Annotated in this window: 15 protein-coding genes and 1 tRNA gene; 4 read left to right on the top strand and 12 right to left on the bottom strand. The window is 59.1% G+C overall.

Annotation, left to right across the window (positions count from 1 at the left end; all coding sequences use genetic code 11):
• Positions 1-51: 51 nt before the first annotated feature.
• The 3 genes from KGB23_RS21005 to dibA all read right to left on the bottom strand — a co-directional run bounded on the left by KGB23_RS21005 (position 52) and on the right by dibA (position 3,411).
• The gene (locus KGB23_RS21005; RefSeq protein ID WP_046047285.1) at positions 52-1,065 is read right to left on the bottom strand and encodes a sulfate ABC transporter substrate-binding protein; all 1,014 of its coding nucleotides are present in this window, start codon (positions 1,063-1,065) and stop codon (positions 52-54) included.
• A gap of 142 nt (positions 1,066-1,207) precedes the next feature.
• Positions 1,208-1,390: a sulfur starvation response protein OscA gene (gene oscA, locus KGB23_RS21000; RefSeq protein ID WP_007941032.1), complete on the bottom strand. Its 183-nt coding sequence runs from the start codon at positions 1,388-1,390 to the stop codon at positions 1,208-1,210.
• A 107-nt stretch (positions 1,391-1,497) separates the two neighbouring features.
• Positions 1,498-3,411, bottom strand: coding sequence for a phosphodiesterase DibA (dibA, locus tag KGB23_RS20995; RefSeq protein WP_223432432.1), 1,914 nt, complete (start codon positions 3,409-3,411; stop codon positions 1,498-1,500).
• 147 nt (positions 3,412-3,558) lie between these two features.
• Between dibA and desA the strand changes: the two genes are divergently transcribed.
• Entirely contained in the window at positions 3,559-4,746 is a 1,188-nt protein-coding gene (gene desA / locus KGB23_RS20990) for a delta-9 fatty acid desaturase DesA (protein WP_008148210.1), read from the top strand.
• 238 nt (positions 4,747-4,984) lie between these two features.
• Entirely contained in the window at positions 4,985-5,974 is a 990-nt protein-coding gene (locus KGB23_RS20985; RefSeq protein WP_223432431.1) for a GGDEF domain-containing protein, read from the top strand.
• 127 nt (positions 5,975-6,101) lie between these two features.
• Here the strand turns inward: KGB23_RS20985 and KGB23_RS20980 are convergent, their stop codons facing one another.
• The 3 genes from KGB23_RS20980 to gabD form a co-directional block, all read right to left on the bottom strand.
• Positions 6,102-7,316 carry a response regulator gene (locus tag KGB23_RS20980; protein ID WP_223432430.1) on the bottom strand — a complete coding sequence of 405 codons (1,215 nt, stop codon included), beginning with the start codon at positions 7,314-7,316 and terminating at the stop codon, positions 6,102-6,104.
• Positions 7,317-7,465: 149 nt separating this feature from the next.
• The gene (gene gabT / locus KGB23_RS20975; protein ID WP_033058568.1) at positions 7,466-8,743 is read right to left on the bottom strand and encodes a 4-aminobutyrate--2-oxoglutarate transaminase; all 1,278 of its coding nucleotides are present in this window, start codon (positions 8,741-8,743) and stop codon (positions 7,466-7,468) included.
• Positions 8,744-8,940: 197 nt separating this feature from the next.
• Complete coding sequence (gene gabD, locus KGB23_RS20970; protein ID WP_008148203.1) at positions 8,941-10,383, bottom strand: NADP-dependent succinate-semialdehyde dehydrogenase; 1,443 nt, start codon at positions 10,381-10,383, stop codon at positions 8,941-8,943.
• 350 nt (positions 10,384-10,733) lie between these two features.
• Between gabD and KGB23_RS20965 the strand changes: the two genes are divergently transcribed.
• Positions 10,734-10,810, top strand: a tRNA-Arg gene (locus KGB23_RS20965).
• Positions 10,811-10,928: 118 nt separating this feature from the next.
• Here the strand turns inward: KGB23_RS20965 and KGB23_RS20960 are convergent.
• The 6 genes from KGB23_RS20960 to KGB23_RS20935 form a co-directional block, all read right to left on the bottom strand.
• Positions 10,929-11,261 (bottom strand): type II toxin-antitoxin system HicB family antitoxin, encoded by a 333-nt coding sequence (locus KGB23_RS20960; protein ID WP_046047281.1) that lies wholly within the window; start codon positions 11,259-11,261, stop codon positions 10,929-10,931.
• 268 nt (positions 11,262-11,529) lie between these two features.
• The gene (locus tag KGB23_RS20955) at positions 11,530-11,796 is read right to left on the bottom strand and encodes a hypothetical protein (protein ID WP_223432429.1); all 267 of its coding nucleotides are present in this window, start codon (positions 11,794-11,796) and stop codon (positions 11,530-11,532) included.
• Positions 11,797-11,816: 20 nt separating this feature from the next.
• A complete protein-coding gene (locus KGB23_RS20950) occupies positions 11,817-12,449 on the bottom strand; it encodes a hypothetical protein (RefSeq protein WP_223432428.1) in 633 nt (210 codons plus the stop codon).
• Positions 12,446-13,012, bottom strand: a complete 567-nt coding sequence (locus KGB23_RS20945) for an RNA polymerase sigma factor (RefSeq protein ID WP_223432427.1) — start codon at positions 13,010-13,012, stop codon at positions 12,446-12,448. Before KGB23_RS20945 ends, KGB23_RS20950 begins: the two co-directional genes overlap by 4 nt.
• Position 13,013: 1 nt before the next feature.
• Positions 13,014-14,723 (bottom strand): vWA domain-containing protein, encoded by a 1,710-nt coding sequence (locus KGB23_RS20940; RefSeq protein ID WP_223432426.1) that lies wholly within the window; start codon positions 14,721-14,723, stop codon positions 13,014-13,016.
• An 89-nt stretch (positions 14,724-14,812) separates the two neighbouring features.
• Positions 14,813-15,373, bottom strand: a complete 561-nt coding sequence (locus tag KGB23_RS20935; RefSeq protein WP_223432425.1) for a YbhB/YbcL family Raf kinase inhibitor-like protein — start codon at positions 15,371-15,373, stop codon at positions 14,813-14,815.
• A 139-nt stretch (positions 15,374-15,512) separates the two neighbouring features.
• Here KGB23_RS20935 and KGB23_RS20930 point away from each other — a divergent pair, with 139 nt between their 5' ends.
• Entirely contained in the window at positions 15,513-17,042 is a 1,530-nt protein-coding gene (locus tag KGB23_RS20930) for an apoptosis inducing factor family protein (RefSeq protein ID WP_223432424.1), read from the top strand.
• The last annotated feature ends 76 nt before the right edge of the window (positions 17,043-17,118 follow it).

The following is a 17,118-nucleotide window of genomic DNA, read 5'->3' as shown; positions in this document are numbered from 1 at the left end:
CGCGCAAAGCCTCGAATCGGAATTCGAGGCTCGTTTATGGCTTATTTCAGGTTATTGCGCCTGATAAATCTGGTCGAACACGCCACCGTCGTTGAAGAATTTCGGTTGAGCGGTTTTCCAGCCGCCGAAGTCCTTGTCGATGGTCACCAGGTCCAGTGTCGGGAACTGTTTGGCGTACTTGGCGGCAACATCCTTGTCACGTGGACGATAGAAGTTTTTTGCCGCAATTTCCTGGCCGGCCGGGCTGTACAGGTGCTTGAGGTACGCGTCGGCGATCTCGGTGTTGCCTTTTTTCTCGGCATTCTTGTCGACCACGGCTACCGGAGGTTCGGCGAGGATCGACAGCGAAGGCACGACGATGTCGAACTTGTCAGCGCCGCCGTCTTCTTTCAGGGCCAGGAAGGCTTCGTTTTCCCAAGCCAGCAACACGTCGCCCTGACCGTTGTTGACGAAGGTAATGGTCGAACCGCGAGCACCGGTGTCCAGCACAGGAACGTGCTTGAACAGGGTTTGCACGTATTCCTTGGCCTTGGCTTCGTTACCACCGTTGGCTTTCAGGCCATAGGCCCACGCCGCGAGGAAGTTCCAGCGTGCGCCGCCGGAAGTTTTCGGGTTCGGGGTGATGACTTCCACGCCATTTTTGGTCAGGTCGCCCCAGTCCTTGATGCCTTTAGGGTTGCCCTTGCGCACCAGAAACACGATGGTCGAGGTGTAAGGCGTGCTCGCTTCCGGCAGACGCTTCTGCCAATCCGCTGGCAGGGTCTTGCCGAGTTTGGCGATTTCGTCGATGTCACCGGCCAGGGCCAGGGTCACCACGTCGGCACGCAGACCGTCGATCACTGCCCGGCCCTGCTTGCCCGAACCACCGTGGGACTGCTGGATTTTCACGCTGTCGCCGGCGTGGTCTTTCTGCCAGAACTTGACGAATTCGGCGTTGTAGTCCTGATACAGCTCGCGAGTCGGGTCGTACGACACGTTGAGCAGTTCGTAATCCTTGGCAACCGCGGAACCAGCAAAAAGGGCACTGGCCAGGGCGGCCAAAGCGAAATGACGAATCGACGACATGGTGAAAGCTCCTGGAATTCTGTTTGTAATGGCTTTTTATGGTCTGGAATCGGGGTTGCCTGCCAAAGATCGAGCCTTCGGCAGCTCCTACACAAAGCTCCCCGCAGGAGCTGCCGCAGGCTGCGATCTTTTGATCTTTGTTTCAGCTCGGTTTGTTGCCTGGGTTCTGCAACCGGAATTTCTCTTTGCGTTCGATCTGGACCACCTGGGCGTTGTGCACGGTGATTTCCACTGCGCCAAAACGCAGATCGCGCAAGGCGCTCTGGATCTCACGCAAAATGGTTGCTTCGTCCTGGCCGTCAACGCTACGCAGGGATGCGCTCATGGTGCTGCTCCTTCAACTAGAGGTTGCCTGGCAGTGGCAAGACTGCTTGCGGCGTGAGACCAATAGTAGATAAGCGCTGATATTCTTAAAAAGACTATTTAAGAATTTTAATATAACCAAAAGATATTATTTGATGGCGCAAGGGATTGCGGAACGTTATTAGCCTGGAGATCAAAAAGATCGCAGCCGTGTTCGAGCAAAAAGCCCGCCTGCTCAACCTGCTCGATCCCTTCGGCATGAACCTGCATCCCCATGCTCTGGGCCAGCGCAATGATCACCCGCACAATCGCCGCGTCATCCTCATCCCACGGCAACCCCGCAACGAAGCCCTGATCGATCTTGAGTTTCTGTACCGGCATCCGCTTGAGGCGCAGCAACGACGAATAGCCTGTACCGAAGTCATCGATGGCCAGCCGCACGCCCAATTCACGCAACCTGTGCATCTGCTCCAGCGCGACTTCCGGGTCATCCATCACAGCGCTCTCAGTGACCTCCAGCTCCAGACAGGCAGGATCCAGCCCGGTTTCGTGCAGCACCTTCGCCACCTGCCCAAACAACTCACGGCGGGCGAACAATCGAGAAGAAACATTCACCGCGACAAACGACAACACCACCCCGGCCTGCTGCCACTGGCACATCTGCTCACAGGCCTGGCGCATCACCCAGGCATCAATTTCGGCGATCAGACCGGTGCGCTCGGCAATGGGGATGAATTCTGCCGGCGACACCAACCCTCGCTGCGGATGCTCCCAGCGCACCAATGCCTCGACGCCGATCAGGCGACTGGTCTTGAGGTCGTGAACCGGCTGGTAATACACCCGCAACTCCTGCTGCTCCAGCGCACGGCGCAATTCGAATGCAGTCTCGACCCGTTGCTGGGCGTGGGCGGTCAACTCTTCGGTATAGAGAGCGTAGCCGTTGCGACCGGCACTCTTGGCCTTGAACAGCGCCGAGTCGGAGTTGCGCAACAGCTGCTCGGCGCTCAAGGCGTCGCCGGGGAACAGGCTGATGCCGACGCTGATATTGACGAACAACTGATGCCCATCGATCTGGAACGGCTCTTTGAGGCCATCGATGAGCCGCTGAGCCAACGCCGCCGCGTGCACCATTTGCGGACAGCTTTCAGCCAGCACGGCGAACTCGTCACCGCCAAGGCGCGCCAGGGTGATTCCCGGACCGACCATCGCTTTCAAGCGCTCGGCAACGCCCTTGAGCAACTGGTCCCCAATGCTATGCCCGAGGCTGTCGTTGATCATCTTGAAGTGATCAAGATCGATCATCAGTAACGCGCAGCCGCGCTTGTGGATCTGCGCCGAAGCCAGGGCCTGCTCGGTGCGGTCGGTGAACAGCAAGCGGTTGGGCAGATCGGTCAGCGGATCGTAGTGAGCCAGGTGCGTCAGCTCATGTTCGGAGTTCTTGATTGCGCTAATGTCGGAAAACACTGCCACGTAATGGCTGCGCCGCCCCCTCTCGTCATCAATGATGCGGATGGTCTGCCATTGCGGGTAGATCTCGCCGCTTTTGCGACGGTTCCAGATTTCTCCGCTCCACTCGCCGGTGCTGTTGAGTGTCGCGAACATCGCCTGGTAGAAAGCCGGTGGGTGATGACCGGACTTGAACAAGTTGGGGCGCTGGCCGAGTACCTCCTCGCTCTGATAGCCGGTGATTGCCATGAAGGCCCGGTTTACATGGACGATCAAGCCTTCGCTATCAGTGACCAGCACGCCTTCGCGGGTGCAATCGAACACCGCGGCCGCCTGACGCAAACGCTCGCGCTCTTCAGTGCGCTCACGCAAATTTGCGCCGATCCCCAGGCAACGAAACAATCGCGCCCGGGCGAGAAAAATCAAACCGGCACTGAACACCACCCAGGCATAACCGTTGATCAGTTGCCATCGCATTAGCTCAGCAGAGCTATCGAAGAAACTGTTCAATAAATAACCGCTAAACAGCAGCCAACCTACAGAAACCAGAAGATAAAGCAGCGCTGCACGCAAAGCATCGCGATAGGTGGCAGACATTCGGCCGTCCATATCCCTTCAAAAAGGATGGAATTATAGTTTAAAGAAACATCCAGCCACTCTTATCTGAAAGGGCGACTGGTTTTATCTGTGAGCTTAGTGATAATGCAACGGCTGTTATTTTCTTTATCGAGGGCCAAATAGCCTATGTGGTACGAAGGTTTTCTCGGCTTGTCACCCTGGTCACTGGTGGCAGTCACCCTGCTGATGACCCACGTGACGATCATCGGCGTCACGGTCTATCTGCATCGTTATTCAGCCCATCGCTCGCTTGAGCTCAATGCCGGCCTGAAACATTTCTTCCGCTTCTGGCTGTGGCTGACCACGGCACAGAACACCCGTGAGTGGACCGCTATCCACCGCAAGCACCACGCCAAATGCGAAACCGTCGATGACCCGCACAGCCCGGTCATCAAGGGCCTGTCCACCGTTCTGCGCAAAGGCGCCGAGCTGTACCGCGCCGAGGCGGAAAACCCCGAGACTCTGCGCATCTACGGAAAGAACTGCCCCGAAGACTGGATCGAACGCAACCTGTACAGCCGTTTTCCGCTGCTGGGCGTGGCGATCATGGGCGTCATCGACCTGCTGCTGTTCGGCACCATCGGTATCACCATCTGGGCGATCCAGATGATGTGGATCCCGGTCTGGGCCGCCGGCGTGGTCAATGGCCTGGGCCATGCCATCGGCTACCGCAACTTCGAATGCCGCGATGCGGCAACCAATCTGGTGCCGTGGGGCATCCTGATCGGCGGCGAAGAACTGCATAACAACCATCACACCTACCCTAATTCGGCAAAACTGTCGGTGAAGAAGTGGGAATTCGATCTCGGCTGGGCCTGGATCCAGGTCTTCAGCTTCCTGCGTCTGGCCAAGGTTCAGCGGGTCGCGCCCATCGCCCATCGGGTCGAAGGCAAAGGCAACCTGGACATGGACACCGCCATGGCGATCCTCAACAATCGCTTCCAGATCATGGCCCAGTACCGCAAATTGGTGATCGCACCGCTGGTCAAACAAGAGCTGGAAAAGGTCGATCACTCGGTCCGTCACCAGTTCCACCGCGCCAAGCGTCTGCTCTCGCGAGAAACCAGCCTGCTGGATGACAAACACCACATTCGCATCCAGACCATGCTCGAGCACAGTCAGGCGCTGAAGGTAATTTACGAGAAACGCCTGGCCTTGCAGCAGATCTGGGTCAAGACCAGCTCAAATGGTCACGACATGCTGGCCGCCATCAAGGATTGGGTACACGAAGCCGAGGCCAGCGGGATTCAATCCCTGCGCGACTTCGCCGATCAGTTGAAAACCTACTCCCTGCGCCCCGCCGCTGCAGTCTGACTGTGGCGAGGGAGCTTGCTCCCGCTCGGCTGCGCAGCAGTCGCAAAACCTGACGACGCGTTCTTTCATTGAAAAACGCGTCGCCAGTACCGCCCGGCGGGAGCAAGCTCCCTCACCACAGAAGGCGGGAACTAAGCTCCAAATCCCCTATCTCAAAGACACTTCGCCATCCAGGCGGGCTCTGGTATTGGCCGCTTTCGAACCTCGAGCGGCACACGCCCTTTGAGATTTTGTGTCGATGGTCAATAAAAGCCTACAAGACTCATCCCTCCCGCAGTGGCCCGAGGCCGCGCAAACCTTGCTGGCGCTGATGCATGCACAAGGCGAAGTGGCGCGCCTGAGCGAACGCGAACAACTGTTCAGCGCTCTGCTGGTGAGCGTCAACGCGGTGCTTTGGGCCTTCGACTGGGAATCCCGTCGGGTGCTCTATGTCAGCCCTGCGTATGAACGGATTTTCGGCCGCTCCGCAGGCTTGTTGCTGTCCGACTACAACCAATGGCGCGACAGCATTTACCCCGACGATCTGGACTATGCCGAACGCAGCCTGGCCGAAGTACTGGTCAAAGGCGCTGATGAAGACCGCGAATACCGAATCATTGCCGCCGACGGCCAGGTCCGCTGGCTCAGTGACAAGTGCTTCATCAACCGTCAGGCCGAGCCGGGGCAACCGGTGATCATCGTCGGCATTGCCGAAGACATTACTGACAAGAAGCAGATGGAAACCGAGCTGCAACGCCTGGCCACCACCGACGTGCTGACCCAGAGCAGCAACCGCCGACACTTCTTCGACTGCGCCCACCGTGAATTCGAACAGGCACGGCACCAAGGCACGCCGCTGGCATTCCTGCTGCTGGACATCGATAACTTCAAAGTCATCAACGATACCTACGGCCACCAGGAAGGCGACAACGTGCTGCAACGAATCGCCGAGAGCGGTCGCGCGACGTTGCGTCGAGGTGATGTGTTCGGGAGAGTTGGCGGTGAGGAATTCGCAGCGGTGTTTCCCGGCTGTGCGCCAGACATGGCCATGCAAGTGGCTGAGCGCCTGCAACGGGAGATTCAGCGCTTAAGTTTCAGCCATGGCGACCAGACGTTCGGCATCACCGTCAGCCAGGGCCTGACCAGCCTCACCGCCGAGGACGAAAGCATCGATAGCCTGTTTGCCCGCGCGGATGCGGCGATGTACCAGGCCAAACATCAGGGCAAGAACCGGATTGTCGTGGGCTGATAGGTCAACACCCAATCCCCCTGTGGGAGCGAGCCTGCTCGCGATGAGGGACTGACATTCAGCATTGATATTGGCCGATAGACCGCTATCGCGAGCAGGCTCGCTCCCACAGGTTTTTGCGTGATGCCTATTTCTTGCGCAGGCGCATCATTTCCGGCAACCCGATCTTGAGCAACCGCGCCGTCCGGCTCTTCGCCAGATCCTCAATGCCCTCGTGCTCGGTCAGTCGCGCCAATTGCGCAGCCATGTTCATCACCAGCGCTTCGCGGGAGTAAACCCCGCCACCTAACTGGTAGACCGCCGCAATCAGCTCTCGCAGCTCCAGCGGCAGGCGCCAGCGAGTGCGAAGCGCCGAACCATAGGCCGCGCCGAACTCGGCCAGCGCCTCGCCAACCTCCTCCCATTCATCCAGCTCACCGCCGGCCTGCTTCCACTCCTGCAAACACCGCAACAACGCAAGGTCGCCGAGGCGATGCAGCATGCCGGCGCAATAACAGCGCTCCTGATCCAGATCCAGCAAGCGCGCCAGGGTCCGGCCATACTCGGCGGTGCGCAGCGACAGCTCCCAATAGCGCTCGGCATAGTCGGCCAGAAACGGATCGCTGAGTCGGGCACTGCGCTTGAGGGCCAGCCCCAGAATCAGGTTCATGCTTTGCCCGGTGCCGAGGCGGTGCAGCGCCTGGGACAGGGTTTGTACGGCGGCGCCATGGTGCTGGGCCGCGCTGTTGGCGGCAGCAATCAGCACAGCGGTGACTTGCGGATCGGTACGGATCTCGTCATGCAGCAGTGTCAGGTCGAGGCCATTGGGATTGAGGCTGCGCTTGACCGCCAACTGCACGTCAGTCATCAGCGGCGCACCGTCGGCAAACTCACGACGACGCTCCAGGTAAACCGACAACGTCATGCCTGGCGACAGCGAAGGCGTTTCGCAAGACAGCTCCTCACCGGCGTTCAGCAGCAAGTCCTGCAGGCGGTGGGTCAGGCTTTCCATGCTCAGGGGTTTGGTCAGGTACGCCGCAGGCGCCAGGGGCAAGACTTCGCGCACACTGGCGCTGTCGTTGCGGCTGCTCATCAGAATGAACGGCAGGGGTGGATTACGTTTGCGTTGACGAACATTGCGCAAGACATTCAAACCATCGACGCCGGGCAGCTCCCAGTCGACGATCACCAGGTCGTAAGGATTTTCCGCCAACAGGTGCAGCGCTTCCTGACCATCGGCACACAGATCCAGCCGTGCGTCGCAGCGCACATTCAACAACACCTGCTTGAGCAGGTCGCGGGACCAGGGGTCGGCCTCGGCAATCAGCACACGCGGCGCAGCGGGTAACACCACAGCAGTCATTTACACACTCCAAAGTAGTGCTTGCACCTTAGTCAATGCTGGCCATTCGATACAGCGCATTTGCCATCGATGGGTTCCATGGACACAAAAAAACCCGCCGAAGCGGGTTTTTTTGTCGATCAGTTCACAAATCGATCAGAGCCTGGAGATCACAGCTCGGAGAAGCACTCTTCGATGATCGCCAGACCTTTGTCCAGTTGCTCGTCCGGCGAAGTCAGCGGTACCAGGACGCGCAGAACGTTGCCGTAAGTGCCGCAGGACAGCAGGATCAGACCCTTGTCGCGAGCCTTGGCCACAACAGCGGCTACCGCTGGAGCGTTCGGCTTGTGGCTGTCGCCATCAACGAACAGCTCGACCGCGATCATCGCGCCCAGGGCACGGACTTCGCCGATCACCGGGTACTTGGCCTGAATGGCTTTCAAGCCAGTGACCAGACGCTCGCCGACAGCTTTGCAGCGATCCAACAGGTGCTCTTCTTCAAACACTTCCATCACGGCCAGGGCCGCGGCGCAAGCGATCGGGCTACCGGCGTAAGTGCCGCCCAGGCCGCCTGGAGCAATGGCGTCCATGTATTCGGCCTTGCCGCAAACACCGGCCAACGGGAAGCCACCAGCGATGGATTTGGCGAAGGTGGTCAGGTCGGCAGCAACGCCCATCTGTTCCATGGCGAAGAAGGTGCCGGTACGACCAGCGCCAGTTTGTACTTCGTCAGCGATCAGCAGGATGCCGTGCTGGTCGCACAGAGCGCGCAGGCGCTTCATGAACTCTTTAGGTGCAACGTAGAAACCACCTTCGCCCTGAACCGGCTCGATGATGATTGCAGCGATGTCACGCGGCTCGGCGTCGTTCTTGAAGATGCGTTCGATGCTGGCGATCGAATCGTCGATGCTCACACCGTGCAGTTCGTTCGGGTACAGCGCGCGGAAGATGCCGCCTGGCATCAGGCCCATGCCGGCCGAGTAAGGCACGACTTTACCGGTCAGGCCCAGGGTCATCATGGTGCGACCGTGGTAAGCGCCGGTGAACGCGATCACGCCGGCACGGCCAGTGGCGGCACGGGCGATCTTGATGGAGTTTTCCACGGCTTCGGAGCCGGTGGTCACCAGCAGGGTTTTCTTGGCGAAATCACCCGGCACCTTGGCGTTGATTTTTTCGCACACTTCTACGTACGGTTCGTAAGCCAGTACCTGGAAGCAAGTGTGGGTCAGCTTGTTCAGCTGCTCGGTCACGGCGGCGATGATTTTCGGGTGCACGTGGCCGGTGTTCAGCACGGCGATACCGCCGGCGAAGTCGATGAACTCGCGACCTTCAACGTCGGTCACGGTGGCGTTCTTCGCGGACTCGGCGAAGATCGGGTGAATCTGGCCAACACCGCGTGGTACAGCGGCTTCGCGGCGTTTCATCAGGGATGCGTTAGTCTTGCTCATAAAGTCCTCATTCACCGCTCATCGGGCGGCGTGGTTCAAGGAAAATGCGGCGGGGAGGCAACTACGGCAGCATGCGATGATCGACTGCCACAGCTTTCCCGGCCACAGAGAAAATTCCGTTTGTTGCACGCAAAGGGACAGCGCTCTCGTGCCCTTTGCGTTTGAAGCAATGCCTTGCCGGGCTTATCCCTTCGAGCTTAGATGCCCAGGCAGAGGTATTTGATTTCCAGGTAATCTTCGATGCCGTACTTGGAGCCTTCACGGCCCAGGCCCGACGCCTTGATGCCGCCGAACGGCGCGACTTCGTTGGAGATCAACCCGGTGTTGACGCCGACCATGCCGTATTCCAGGGCTTCAGCCACACGGAACACACGACCCAGGTCGCGAGCATAGAAGTACGAAGCCAGACCGAACTCGGTGTCGTTGGACATCGCAATCACTTCGGCTTCGTCTTTGAAGCGGAACAGTGGAGCCAATGGACCGAAGGTTTCTTCCTTGGCCACAGCAGCGTTCTTCGGCACGTTGGTCAGGATGGTCGGCTCGAAGAAGTTACCTTCCATGACCTTGCCACCCGCCAGAACGGTTGCGCCTTTACTGATCGCGTCAGCAATGTGCTCTTGAACCTTGGCCACGGCTTTTTCGTCGATCAGCGGGCCAGTGGTGGTGCCTTCTTCCAGACCGTTACCGATCTTGAGTTTGGCGACTGCCACTTTCAGCTTCTCGGCGAACGCGTCGTAGACCGAATCCTGAATGTACAGACGATTGGCGCAGACGCAGGTCTGGCCGTTGTTGCGGTATTTGGAAATGATCGCGCCTTCGACGGCCTTATCCAGGTCCGCGTCGTCGAACACGATGAACGGCGCGTTGCCACCCAATTCCAGGGACACTTTCTTGATGTCCTTGGCGCATTCAGCCATCAGCTGACGACCGATTTCGGTCGAGCCAGTGAAGGACAATTTGCGCACGATCGGGTTGCTGGTCAGCTCGCTGCCGATGTCGCCGGCGCTGCCGGACACCACGCTGAACACACCGGCAGGAATGCCGGCACGCTGGGCCAGTTCAGCCAAAGCGAATGCGGAAAACGGAGTTTGCGAAGCAGGCTTGAGCACCATGGTGCAACCGGCGGCCAGGGCCGGGCCGGCTTTACGGGTGATCATCGCAGCCGGGAAGTTCCACGGAGTGATTGCAGCGGTCACGCCGATTGGCTGCTTGATCACGATCAGGCGCTTGTCTGGCTGGTGGCCCGGAATCACATCACCGTAGACGCGCTTGGCTTCTTCAGCGAACCACTCGATAAAGGAAGCGGCGTAAACGATTTCGCCCTTGGCTTCGGCCAATGGCTTGCCTTGTTCGAGGGTCATCAGACGAGCCAGGTCGTCCTGGTTCTCGATGATCAGTTCGAACCAGCGACGCAGCTTGTTCGCGCGGTCCTTGGCGGTCAGTGCACGCCAGGCCGGCAGCGCTTTGTCAGCGGCTTCGATTGCACGGCGGGTTTCGGCAGCGCCCATTTTCGGCACGGTGCCCAGAATTTCGCCCGTTGCCGGGTTGTTGACCTTGATCGTCTGACCATTGTCCGCATCGACCCAAGCGCCATCGATAAAGGCTTGCTGGCGGAACAATTGGGTGTCTTTAAGCTGCATGTCGGCTTTCCTTAACAGCACCGCGGCAAGCGCGGAGCGAATTATGATTGTAGAAAGGCGCCTTATAGGCTGCCGTCAGGGAAATCATTCACCGGGCTGAAGCACATAAATAGCGCACTGATTGAAACTCGTGCGGTTCAGCACCCAGACAAGAGCGTTTGAAATCTCAAACGAATCCTAGGATCAAAGGGGGTAAAGGACAATAGCCTGTTCGAAAAAAAGAACGAAAACGCCGCATTTGCCTAATTTTTCTGATCAACGTAGCAATCGCAGGTTACGCTTTGGAAAAACGCAGGCGATTCAGCAGCATGGACGCCCGCAGCGCATATGAGTATCATGGCGCCCGCATTGCACCAGTAGCTCAGCTGGATAGAGTACTGCCCTCCGAAGGCAGTGGTCGTGGGTTCGAATCCCGCCTGGTGCACCATACGTAGAAACGAGAAAGCCTCAGATCTTAGGGTCTGGGGCTTTTTTGTGGGTGTTGTCGCGTCCTGAATAAGGTTTACACCTTCTGGCTTCTTTTCAGGAAGGTGCAATGGCAGTGGTCAGGCATGCACCTCACGATCAAGAACCTCAGCTACCCACTGATTGATACTCTTGTGGGCTAACTGCGCTTTTACGGCGACAGTTGCGTGGAGTGCCGGCGCTAAGCGCAGACTGAGGTGGCCAGAATAGGGCTTCTGCGGTGTGCGCCCGAGCTTGGCGCAAGTCTCCAGATAATCAGTCACGGCCTCTTCAAATGCATCTCGAAGCTCCTGTACTGACTCGCCATGAAACCCAACAATATCTCTGATACCAGCAATATGGCCGACAAACAGGCCATCTTCCTCGCTGTATTCAATTCGGGCGGCATAGCCTTTGTAATTCATTACGCTCATGGGGTGACTCCTGCTTGTTCAAAGAAAGCCCGAGCATCACGAACCTGGCTTCCCGAAGCTGATTCTTCTGGGCCTAGACGGATGGTAGTGACCAAGACTGACAGAAACTCGACCGGTAAGACGGAAAAATCCTAGGCAATAAAAAACCCCTAAGCAGTCTCAGCACCGAAGCACTTCAACCGATAGAGGCCGTGTTGTGGGCGATTTGTAAGGAACCGATCAAGCTGTGAGCCCGTGTCATGGTCGGAATCGGGCTTAATGCGGTGTTTCATTCTGTCGTCCAATCAAACTCGTCGTATTCATCATCCTCTTCGTCCTCGACCACTTCATCATCAAGAACGTCTTCCTCAAGCGCTTCTTCTGCCTGCTTCGCCAGCAGAAACTCCTTACGACTCTCAGTAACTGCTCGCCGTAATTCCTGACCCTTCACCGGGCAGTTGAGCATTTGGGCGATGCGGTCGATTTTTTTCGCCATGACTTCCTCCAACGCATCGGCTATGGGCTGATAGTGCGCGCTTTCGGGTGTCGATGCCAAATGACTGACCGCTCTACCACTCAGTGTTTCTGCAAATCCTTGAGTCTGGCCGTGAGATTTTCCTTGGGAAAGCGTTTGTGCAATGTCGCCATCAGGTCAGCGGCCGCTTGAGCCTGACCAGCCTTTTGCAGGCGGATCACTTCCCTTAATTGATCGTCGATAAACTTTGCTGGAGCTATCGCCGAGCGTTTGCTGACCTTCGCTTCATCAGCCATTTCAGCATTGATCGATTCGCTCTGTGCGGGCGCGGCAAAATCGGCCATTGGCGCCGCAGGCGCGGGGGCGGACATCGCGCCGGCCGGGGCAGCCAGCGAGCGAGCAACCGAAGGTGATACCTCTGCGGCTTCTTTTTTGGCGATCGGCACAGAAGCTTTGGGTGCAGGGGCGAAGTCGTAACTCGGCAGCTGCTCCTCCGTGCGTTGCACCAGTGCAAGCATCAGGGCCACACCGACGAGGCTGGCAAATGCGACTTGCCAACGGGGTTTCTGGCAGGCCTGAACCCAGCGTTTCCACAGACCTGGCTTCTGCACAGGGACTTCACGGTGTGCGGCAGCCAGGAGGAACGCGTCGAGATGGGGCGGTGGTTCGCCGGTCGCGTGTTCACGATAGTGCTTCAACACTTCGTCTTCTGGCGTAGGACGGGCGTCAGTCATGTCAGTACCTCCTCGGCCAGCAGCCGACGCAGTTTTTGCTGGGCGTAGCGCAAGCGGCTTTTGACGGTTTCCAGCGGTGTTTCGGTGAGGGTGGCGATCTGCGGCAGGTCGAGATCGCCATGGGCGCGCAGCAGGAACACTTCGCGCTGGTCAGCGGGCAGGTTTTGCAGGGCCGCTTCGAGGCGCTGGTTGTCACGGCTCAGGCTCAGCAGTTGTTCGGGATCAGCAGCGTCATCGCTCAGCGCGTGGAGCTGTTCGTCATAGCTGTCGTGCAAGGGGTTGTGGATTCCGTGTTTGCGCCAGTGATCGATCAGGCGATTGCGGGCAATCTGGTAGAGCCAGGTACGAAAGTTCGCCCGGCCTTGTGGCTGACTGGTGCTGCGGATCAGGCTCAGCCAGGTGTCCTGGTAAACCTCTTCGGCCAGCTCGGACTTGCCGCTCAGGCCGAGCAGGAATCGGTAGAGCCCTTGGCGGTGACGGGCGTACAGAATCTCGAACGCCGGCCCGTCGCCTGCGCGATAACGGGCCAGCAGCGATTCGTCGCTCGATTCAGGCGCTGACATTTCAGTTGTAGCCTCCTTTTAGCGGCTCACTATTCGATGCGGTCGTGGTTCGCAGACTTTGCGCCAACTCCACCAATTGCACGAACTCTGCCCGCAGACCAAATCGATCCTCGCCCCGCGCACCGCGCGCCAAAGCCTCGGTGTCCTTCAGGCTGAAATCACCGGTATAACGCCCGTCCTTGAGCTGCTGGGAAAACGCCGCCACGGCCGCCGCAAATCGCAGGTCTTCACTGGCTGGCGCAGCACTGTCAGTGATCGGCCGCTCGATCAAGCGACTGTTCCCACCCTCAGGCGACTGATAGCGCACGCGCAACATCGCCAATTCCCCAGTCTTTTCGGAAGCAGCGGCCCCAGGATTGCCATACCGCAGCGGCTCCAGCCAGCCCTTCTCGCCCTTGGGCACAATTTCGTACAACGCCGTCACCGAATGCCCTGCGCCGATTTCACCGGCATCAACCTTATCGTTACTGAAATCCTCACGCTTCAACGCACGATTCTCATACCCCAACAGCCGATATTCACTGACTTGTGCCGGGTTGAACTCCACTTGCAGCTTCACGTTCTTCGCCACGACCGCGAGGGTCGAGCCGAGCTGATCCACCAGCACCTTGCGCGCCTCGCGCAGGTTGTCGATGTAGGCATAGTTGCCGTCGCCAGCATCGGCCAACTGTTCCATCAGGTGTTCATTGTAGTTATCCACACCAAAACCCAATGTGGTCAGGGAAACGCCGGTCTTGCGTTTATCCACAGCCATTTGCTTGAGGCTGTCGAAGTCGCTGATGCCGACGTTGAAGTCACCGTCGGTGGCCAGCAGGATGCGGTTGATGCCCTTGGGAATAAACGCCTGCTGCGCCATCTGATAGGCCAGTTCGATGCCTGACGCCCCGGCGGTGGAGCCGCCGGCGGTTAATTGATCGATGGCTGTACGAATCTTCGCTTTGTCGCGTCCGGAAGTCGGCTCCAGCACCACACGCGAATCGCCGGCATAGACGACCAATGAAACCCGGTCCTGCTCGCGCAATTGATCGACCAGCAATTTCAGGGTGCTTTTGACCAGCGGCAAACCCTCGCGTCGGTCCATCGAGCCGGACACGTCCACCAGAAACACCAGGTTCGCCGGGGCCAGTTCCGCAACCGCGCGGTCCGAGGCCTTGATGCCGATGCGCAGCAATCGGGTATGCGGGTTCCACGGCGACGGCGCCAGCTCTGTGGTCACGCCGAAGGGTGAGCCATCGGTGGGCAATGCGTAATCGTAGGGGAAGTAATTGACCATTTCCTCCAGTCGCACCGCACCTTCCGGTGGCAGGCGCCCCTGATTGAGCAAGCGGCGGACGTTGGCGTAAGCACCGGTGTCGACGTCGGCGCTGAAGGTTGAGACAGGCGCTTCGGCCACGCTGTGAATCGGGTTATCCGCCAGCGCTTGATACTGCTCCCGTTGCTCATCCCGATATCCCTGCGGAGATGCTTCGCCCGCGGGCAGCGGCGCATAGCTTGCCGTCGGTGCCGGGTGAACACTGCGCTTGGCCATCGAGGTGTCCGCCATGACAGCCTCGCTGCGCACCAGTACTTCAACTGGCAGCGCACCTTGAGCCGGTGGAGGAGCCGAGGCGGAATCAGATTTGGATGAAACGCCGCAACCGGCAATGGCCAGCAGCAACCCGGCGGCGAAACCCTGGGCGGCCGGGCGGAGGAAATGCAGAGGGAGGGACATGGGGGCTGACCTCAGGAGGAAATTGATCCATTCATCCTCTGAGACGGACAGCCCGACAGGTTCGGGTTAAACCGCAGTGAAAAGAATCTTCAGCGGTGATAACGCCGCACTACGCTGCTGTTTCTCAGCACATGGTCTTTGATCTTTTCCAATAGCTGTGCGCGGGTAAGGCCAGCGGGCAAGGCGTCCGGTGCCAGGTCCAGGGCATAAATCTGGATGATGTAGTGGTGCGCGCTATCGCCGACCGGAGGGCAAGGGCCGACATAGGTCGTGGTGCCTTTGACGTTCGTGCCACCGACGCCTTCGAGGCCGGATTTGGCGCCGACACCGGCCGGAATCTGGTGAGTGGTTGGTTTGATGCCGTAATGCACCCAATGATCGACACCCTGGCCTTTCGCGCCATCGGGGTCATGCATGACGATGGCGTAACTGAGGGTACCCGTCGGGCCGGCGTTCCAGTTCAAGGCCGGTGACTGGTTGTGCCCACCACAATTGGGCGCATCGCTGGCGGCAGCCGAGGTGAACAGTCGATCGTCGGTTACGCCAGGGATGTTCAGGGTAAAACGCTCCTGGGCCTGCGCCGGAAATTGCACGCAAAGGGCGACTGCAACGGCCGCCAGCCAAGGGTTCAGAGAGGTCAATCGGGTCATACCGGAGCACCTTGTGCGGGTGGGGCCGTCGTCGGCGTGCAAACTATAGCCGGACCGCTCATTCGGTGGCAGCGGGAATTGGCTGAACCTCCAAATAAGCGCCAAACTCTTAAGTGAAACGCTTGCCTGGAGAGTGATCATGGCACTGCACTGCGTCGCCCGTTTCGCCGATGTGTCCGAAAACCGGGGCCTTGAGGTCCAGATCGCAGACACGAAAATTGTCCTGCTGCGGGTGGGCGATCAGTTACGCGCCTTTCAGGGCGAATGCCCCCATGCCGGGGCGCCGCTGGCCGACGGCGCTCTGTGCCACGGACGTTTGATCTGCCCGTGGCACAAGGCTGCGTACCGGATCGAGGACGGTGCGCTGTGCGAACCGCCGGCCCTGGACAGCCTCAAGCGCTATCCGCTGGAAGTGCGCGATGACGAGGTCTGGGTCGACGATCAACCGATGTCCGACGCACACACCCCTCCGGCGGATGACGAGCGATCCTTTTTGATCATCGGCGCCGGTGCGGCAGGCACGGCGTGCGCGGCAGCGTTGCGCGAAAAGGGCTTCGGTGGCCGGGTGCTGTTGATCGACCGTGAAACCGAGGCCGGTTACGACCGCACGGTCTTGAGCAAATTCGTGATTGCCGGGGAAATGCCGCCGGAAGAAGTCCCGCCGCTGCGTGATGAACACTTTTACCAAGAGCAGCGCATTGAGCGAATAAACGCTGAAGTGACGAGCCTGGACGCCGCGAACAAGACGTTGCGCCTGGCTGATGGTCAATCGCTGAGTTACGACGCGGCCCTGCTCGCCACCGGCGGCACACCTAATCCACTGACGCTGCCTGGCGCCGATCTGCCGCAGGTGTTCGTGCTGCGTTCGAAGGATCAGGCGCAACGGATTCTGGGCTCGGCAAAACCAGGCCAACGAGCAGTGATCATTGGCGACAGTTTTATTGCCATGGAATCCGCGTCCTCCCTGCGTCAATACGGCCTGGACGTCACCGTTCTAGCCCGCCACACCGTGCCTTTTGCCAAACAGTTTGGCGAGGCCGTCGGCAAATCGATTCGTGCCCTGCACGAGGCCAACGGCGTGGTGTTTCATACGGATGGCAACGCAACGCACATCGAAGGAACCGCCAAGGTCGAAGCGGTGCGCCTGGATAACGGTCAACGTTTACCGGCGGATTTGGTACTGGTCGGCATTGGCGTCAGCCCGGCAACCGGCGCATTTACCGGCCTTCCCCTGGAAAAAGACCAGTCGCTGAAGGTCGACGGCGGGATGCGCGTGACCGATGGGCTTTGGGCCGCCGGCGATATCGCGACCTTCCCGCTCAACGGCCAGCCCCAACGGATCGAACATTGGCGCCTGGCACAGCAACAGGCGCGGATCGCGGCGATGAACATGCTCGGCGGCGACGAGCATTACCTCGACGTGCCTTATTTCTGGACCTGGCACTTCGGTAAAAACTACGACTACCTCGGCCACGCCGCGACCTGGGATGAGGTCGAGTTCAAAGGCGACCCTGACCATCCACCCTTTATCGGCCTGTTCGGCAAGGAGGGATTGGTGGTCGCCGCCGTGGCATGCGATGAAGAGCGTGCGATAGCGCTGCTCGCCGAACGGATGAAGCAGCCATTGCCGGTGGATGAGGCGTGGCGGCTGATTCGGGATCTGAATTAACGGGCTGGGGGAGTCCTTCGGCCTCCAGCGGGAGCAAGCTCCCTCGCCACAAGCCAGACAGCAAAACGCCCGGCGT

This window comes from Pseudomonas sp. GL-B-26 (assembly GCF_019947405.1).
Taxonomy (GTDB): Bacteria; Pseudomonadota; Gammaproteobacteria; order Pseudomonadales; family Pseudomonadaceae; genus Aquipseudomonas.
The sequence above is the reverse complement of the archived record's forward strand: the minus strand, read 5'-3'. Positions and strand labels throughout refer to the sequence as shown.

Coding starts and splice junctions, on each gene's coding strand:
- KGB23_RS21005 (WP_046047285.1), bottom strand. CDS start 1,065: ATGTCGTCGATTCGTCATTTCGCTTTGGCCGCCCTGGCCAGTGCCCTT.
- oscA (WP_007941032.1), bottom strand. CDS start 1,390: ATGAGCGCATCCCTGCGTAGCGTTGACGGCCAGGACGAAGCAACCATT.
- dibA (WP_223432432.1), bottom strand. CDS start 3,411: ATGTCTGCCACCTATCGCGATGCTTTGCGTGCAGCGCTGCTTTATCTT.
- desA (WP_008148210.1), top strand. CDS start 3,559: ATGTGGTACGAAGGTTTTCTCGGCTTGTCACCCTGGTCACTGGTGGCA.
- KGB23_RS20985 (WP_223432431.1), top strand. CDS start 4,985: ATGGTCAATAAAAGCCTACAAGACTCATCCCTCCCGCAGTGGCCCGAG.
- KGB23_RS20980 (WP_223432430.1), bottom strand. CDS start 7,316: ATGACTGCTGTGGTGTTACCCGCTGCGCCGCGTGTGCTGATTGCCGAG.
- gabT (WP_033058568.1), bottom strand. CDS start 8,743: ATGAGCAAGACTAACGCATCCCTGATGAAACGCCGCGAAGCCGCTGTA.
- gabD (WP_008148203.1), bottom strand. CDS start 10,383: ATGCAGCTTAAAGACACCCAATTGTTCCGCCAGCAAGCCTTTATCGAT.
- KGB23_RS20960 (WP_046047281.1), bottom strand. CDS start 11,261: ATGAGCGTAATGAATTACAAAGGCTATGCCGCCCGAATTGAATACAGC.
- KGB23_RS20950 (WP_223432428.1), bottom strand. CDS start 12,449: ATGACTGACGCCCGTCCTACGCCAGAAGACGAAGTGTTGAAGCACTAT.
- KGB23_RS20945 (WP_223432427.1), bottom strand. CDS start 13,012: ATGTCAGCGCCTGAATCGAGCGACGAATCGCTGCTGGCCCGTTATCGC.
- KGB23_RS20940 (WP_223432426.1), bottom strand. CDS start 14,723: ATGTCCCTCCCTCTGCATTTCCTCCGCCCGGCCGCCCAGGGTTTCGCC.
- KGB23_RS20935 (WP_223432425.1), bottom strand. CDS start 15,373: ATGACCCGATTGACCTCTCTGAACCCTTGGCTGGCGGCCGTTGCAGTC.
- KGB23_RS20930 (WP_223432424.1), top strand. CDS start 15,513: ATGGCACTGCACTGCGTCGCCCGTTTCGCCGATGTGTCCGAAAACCGG.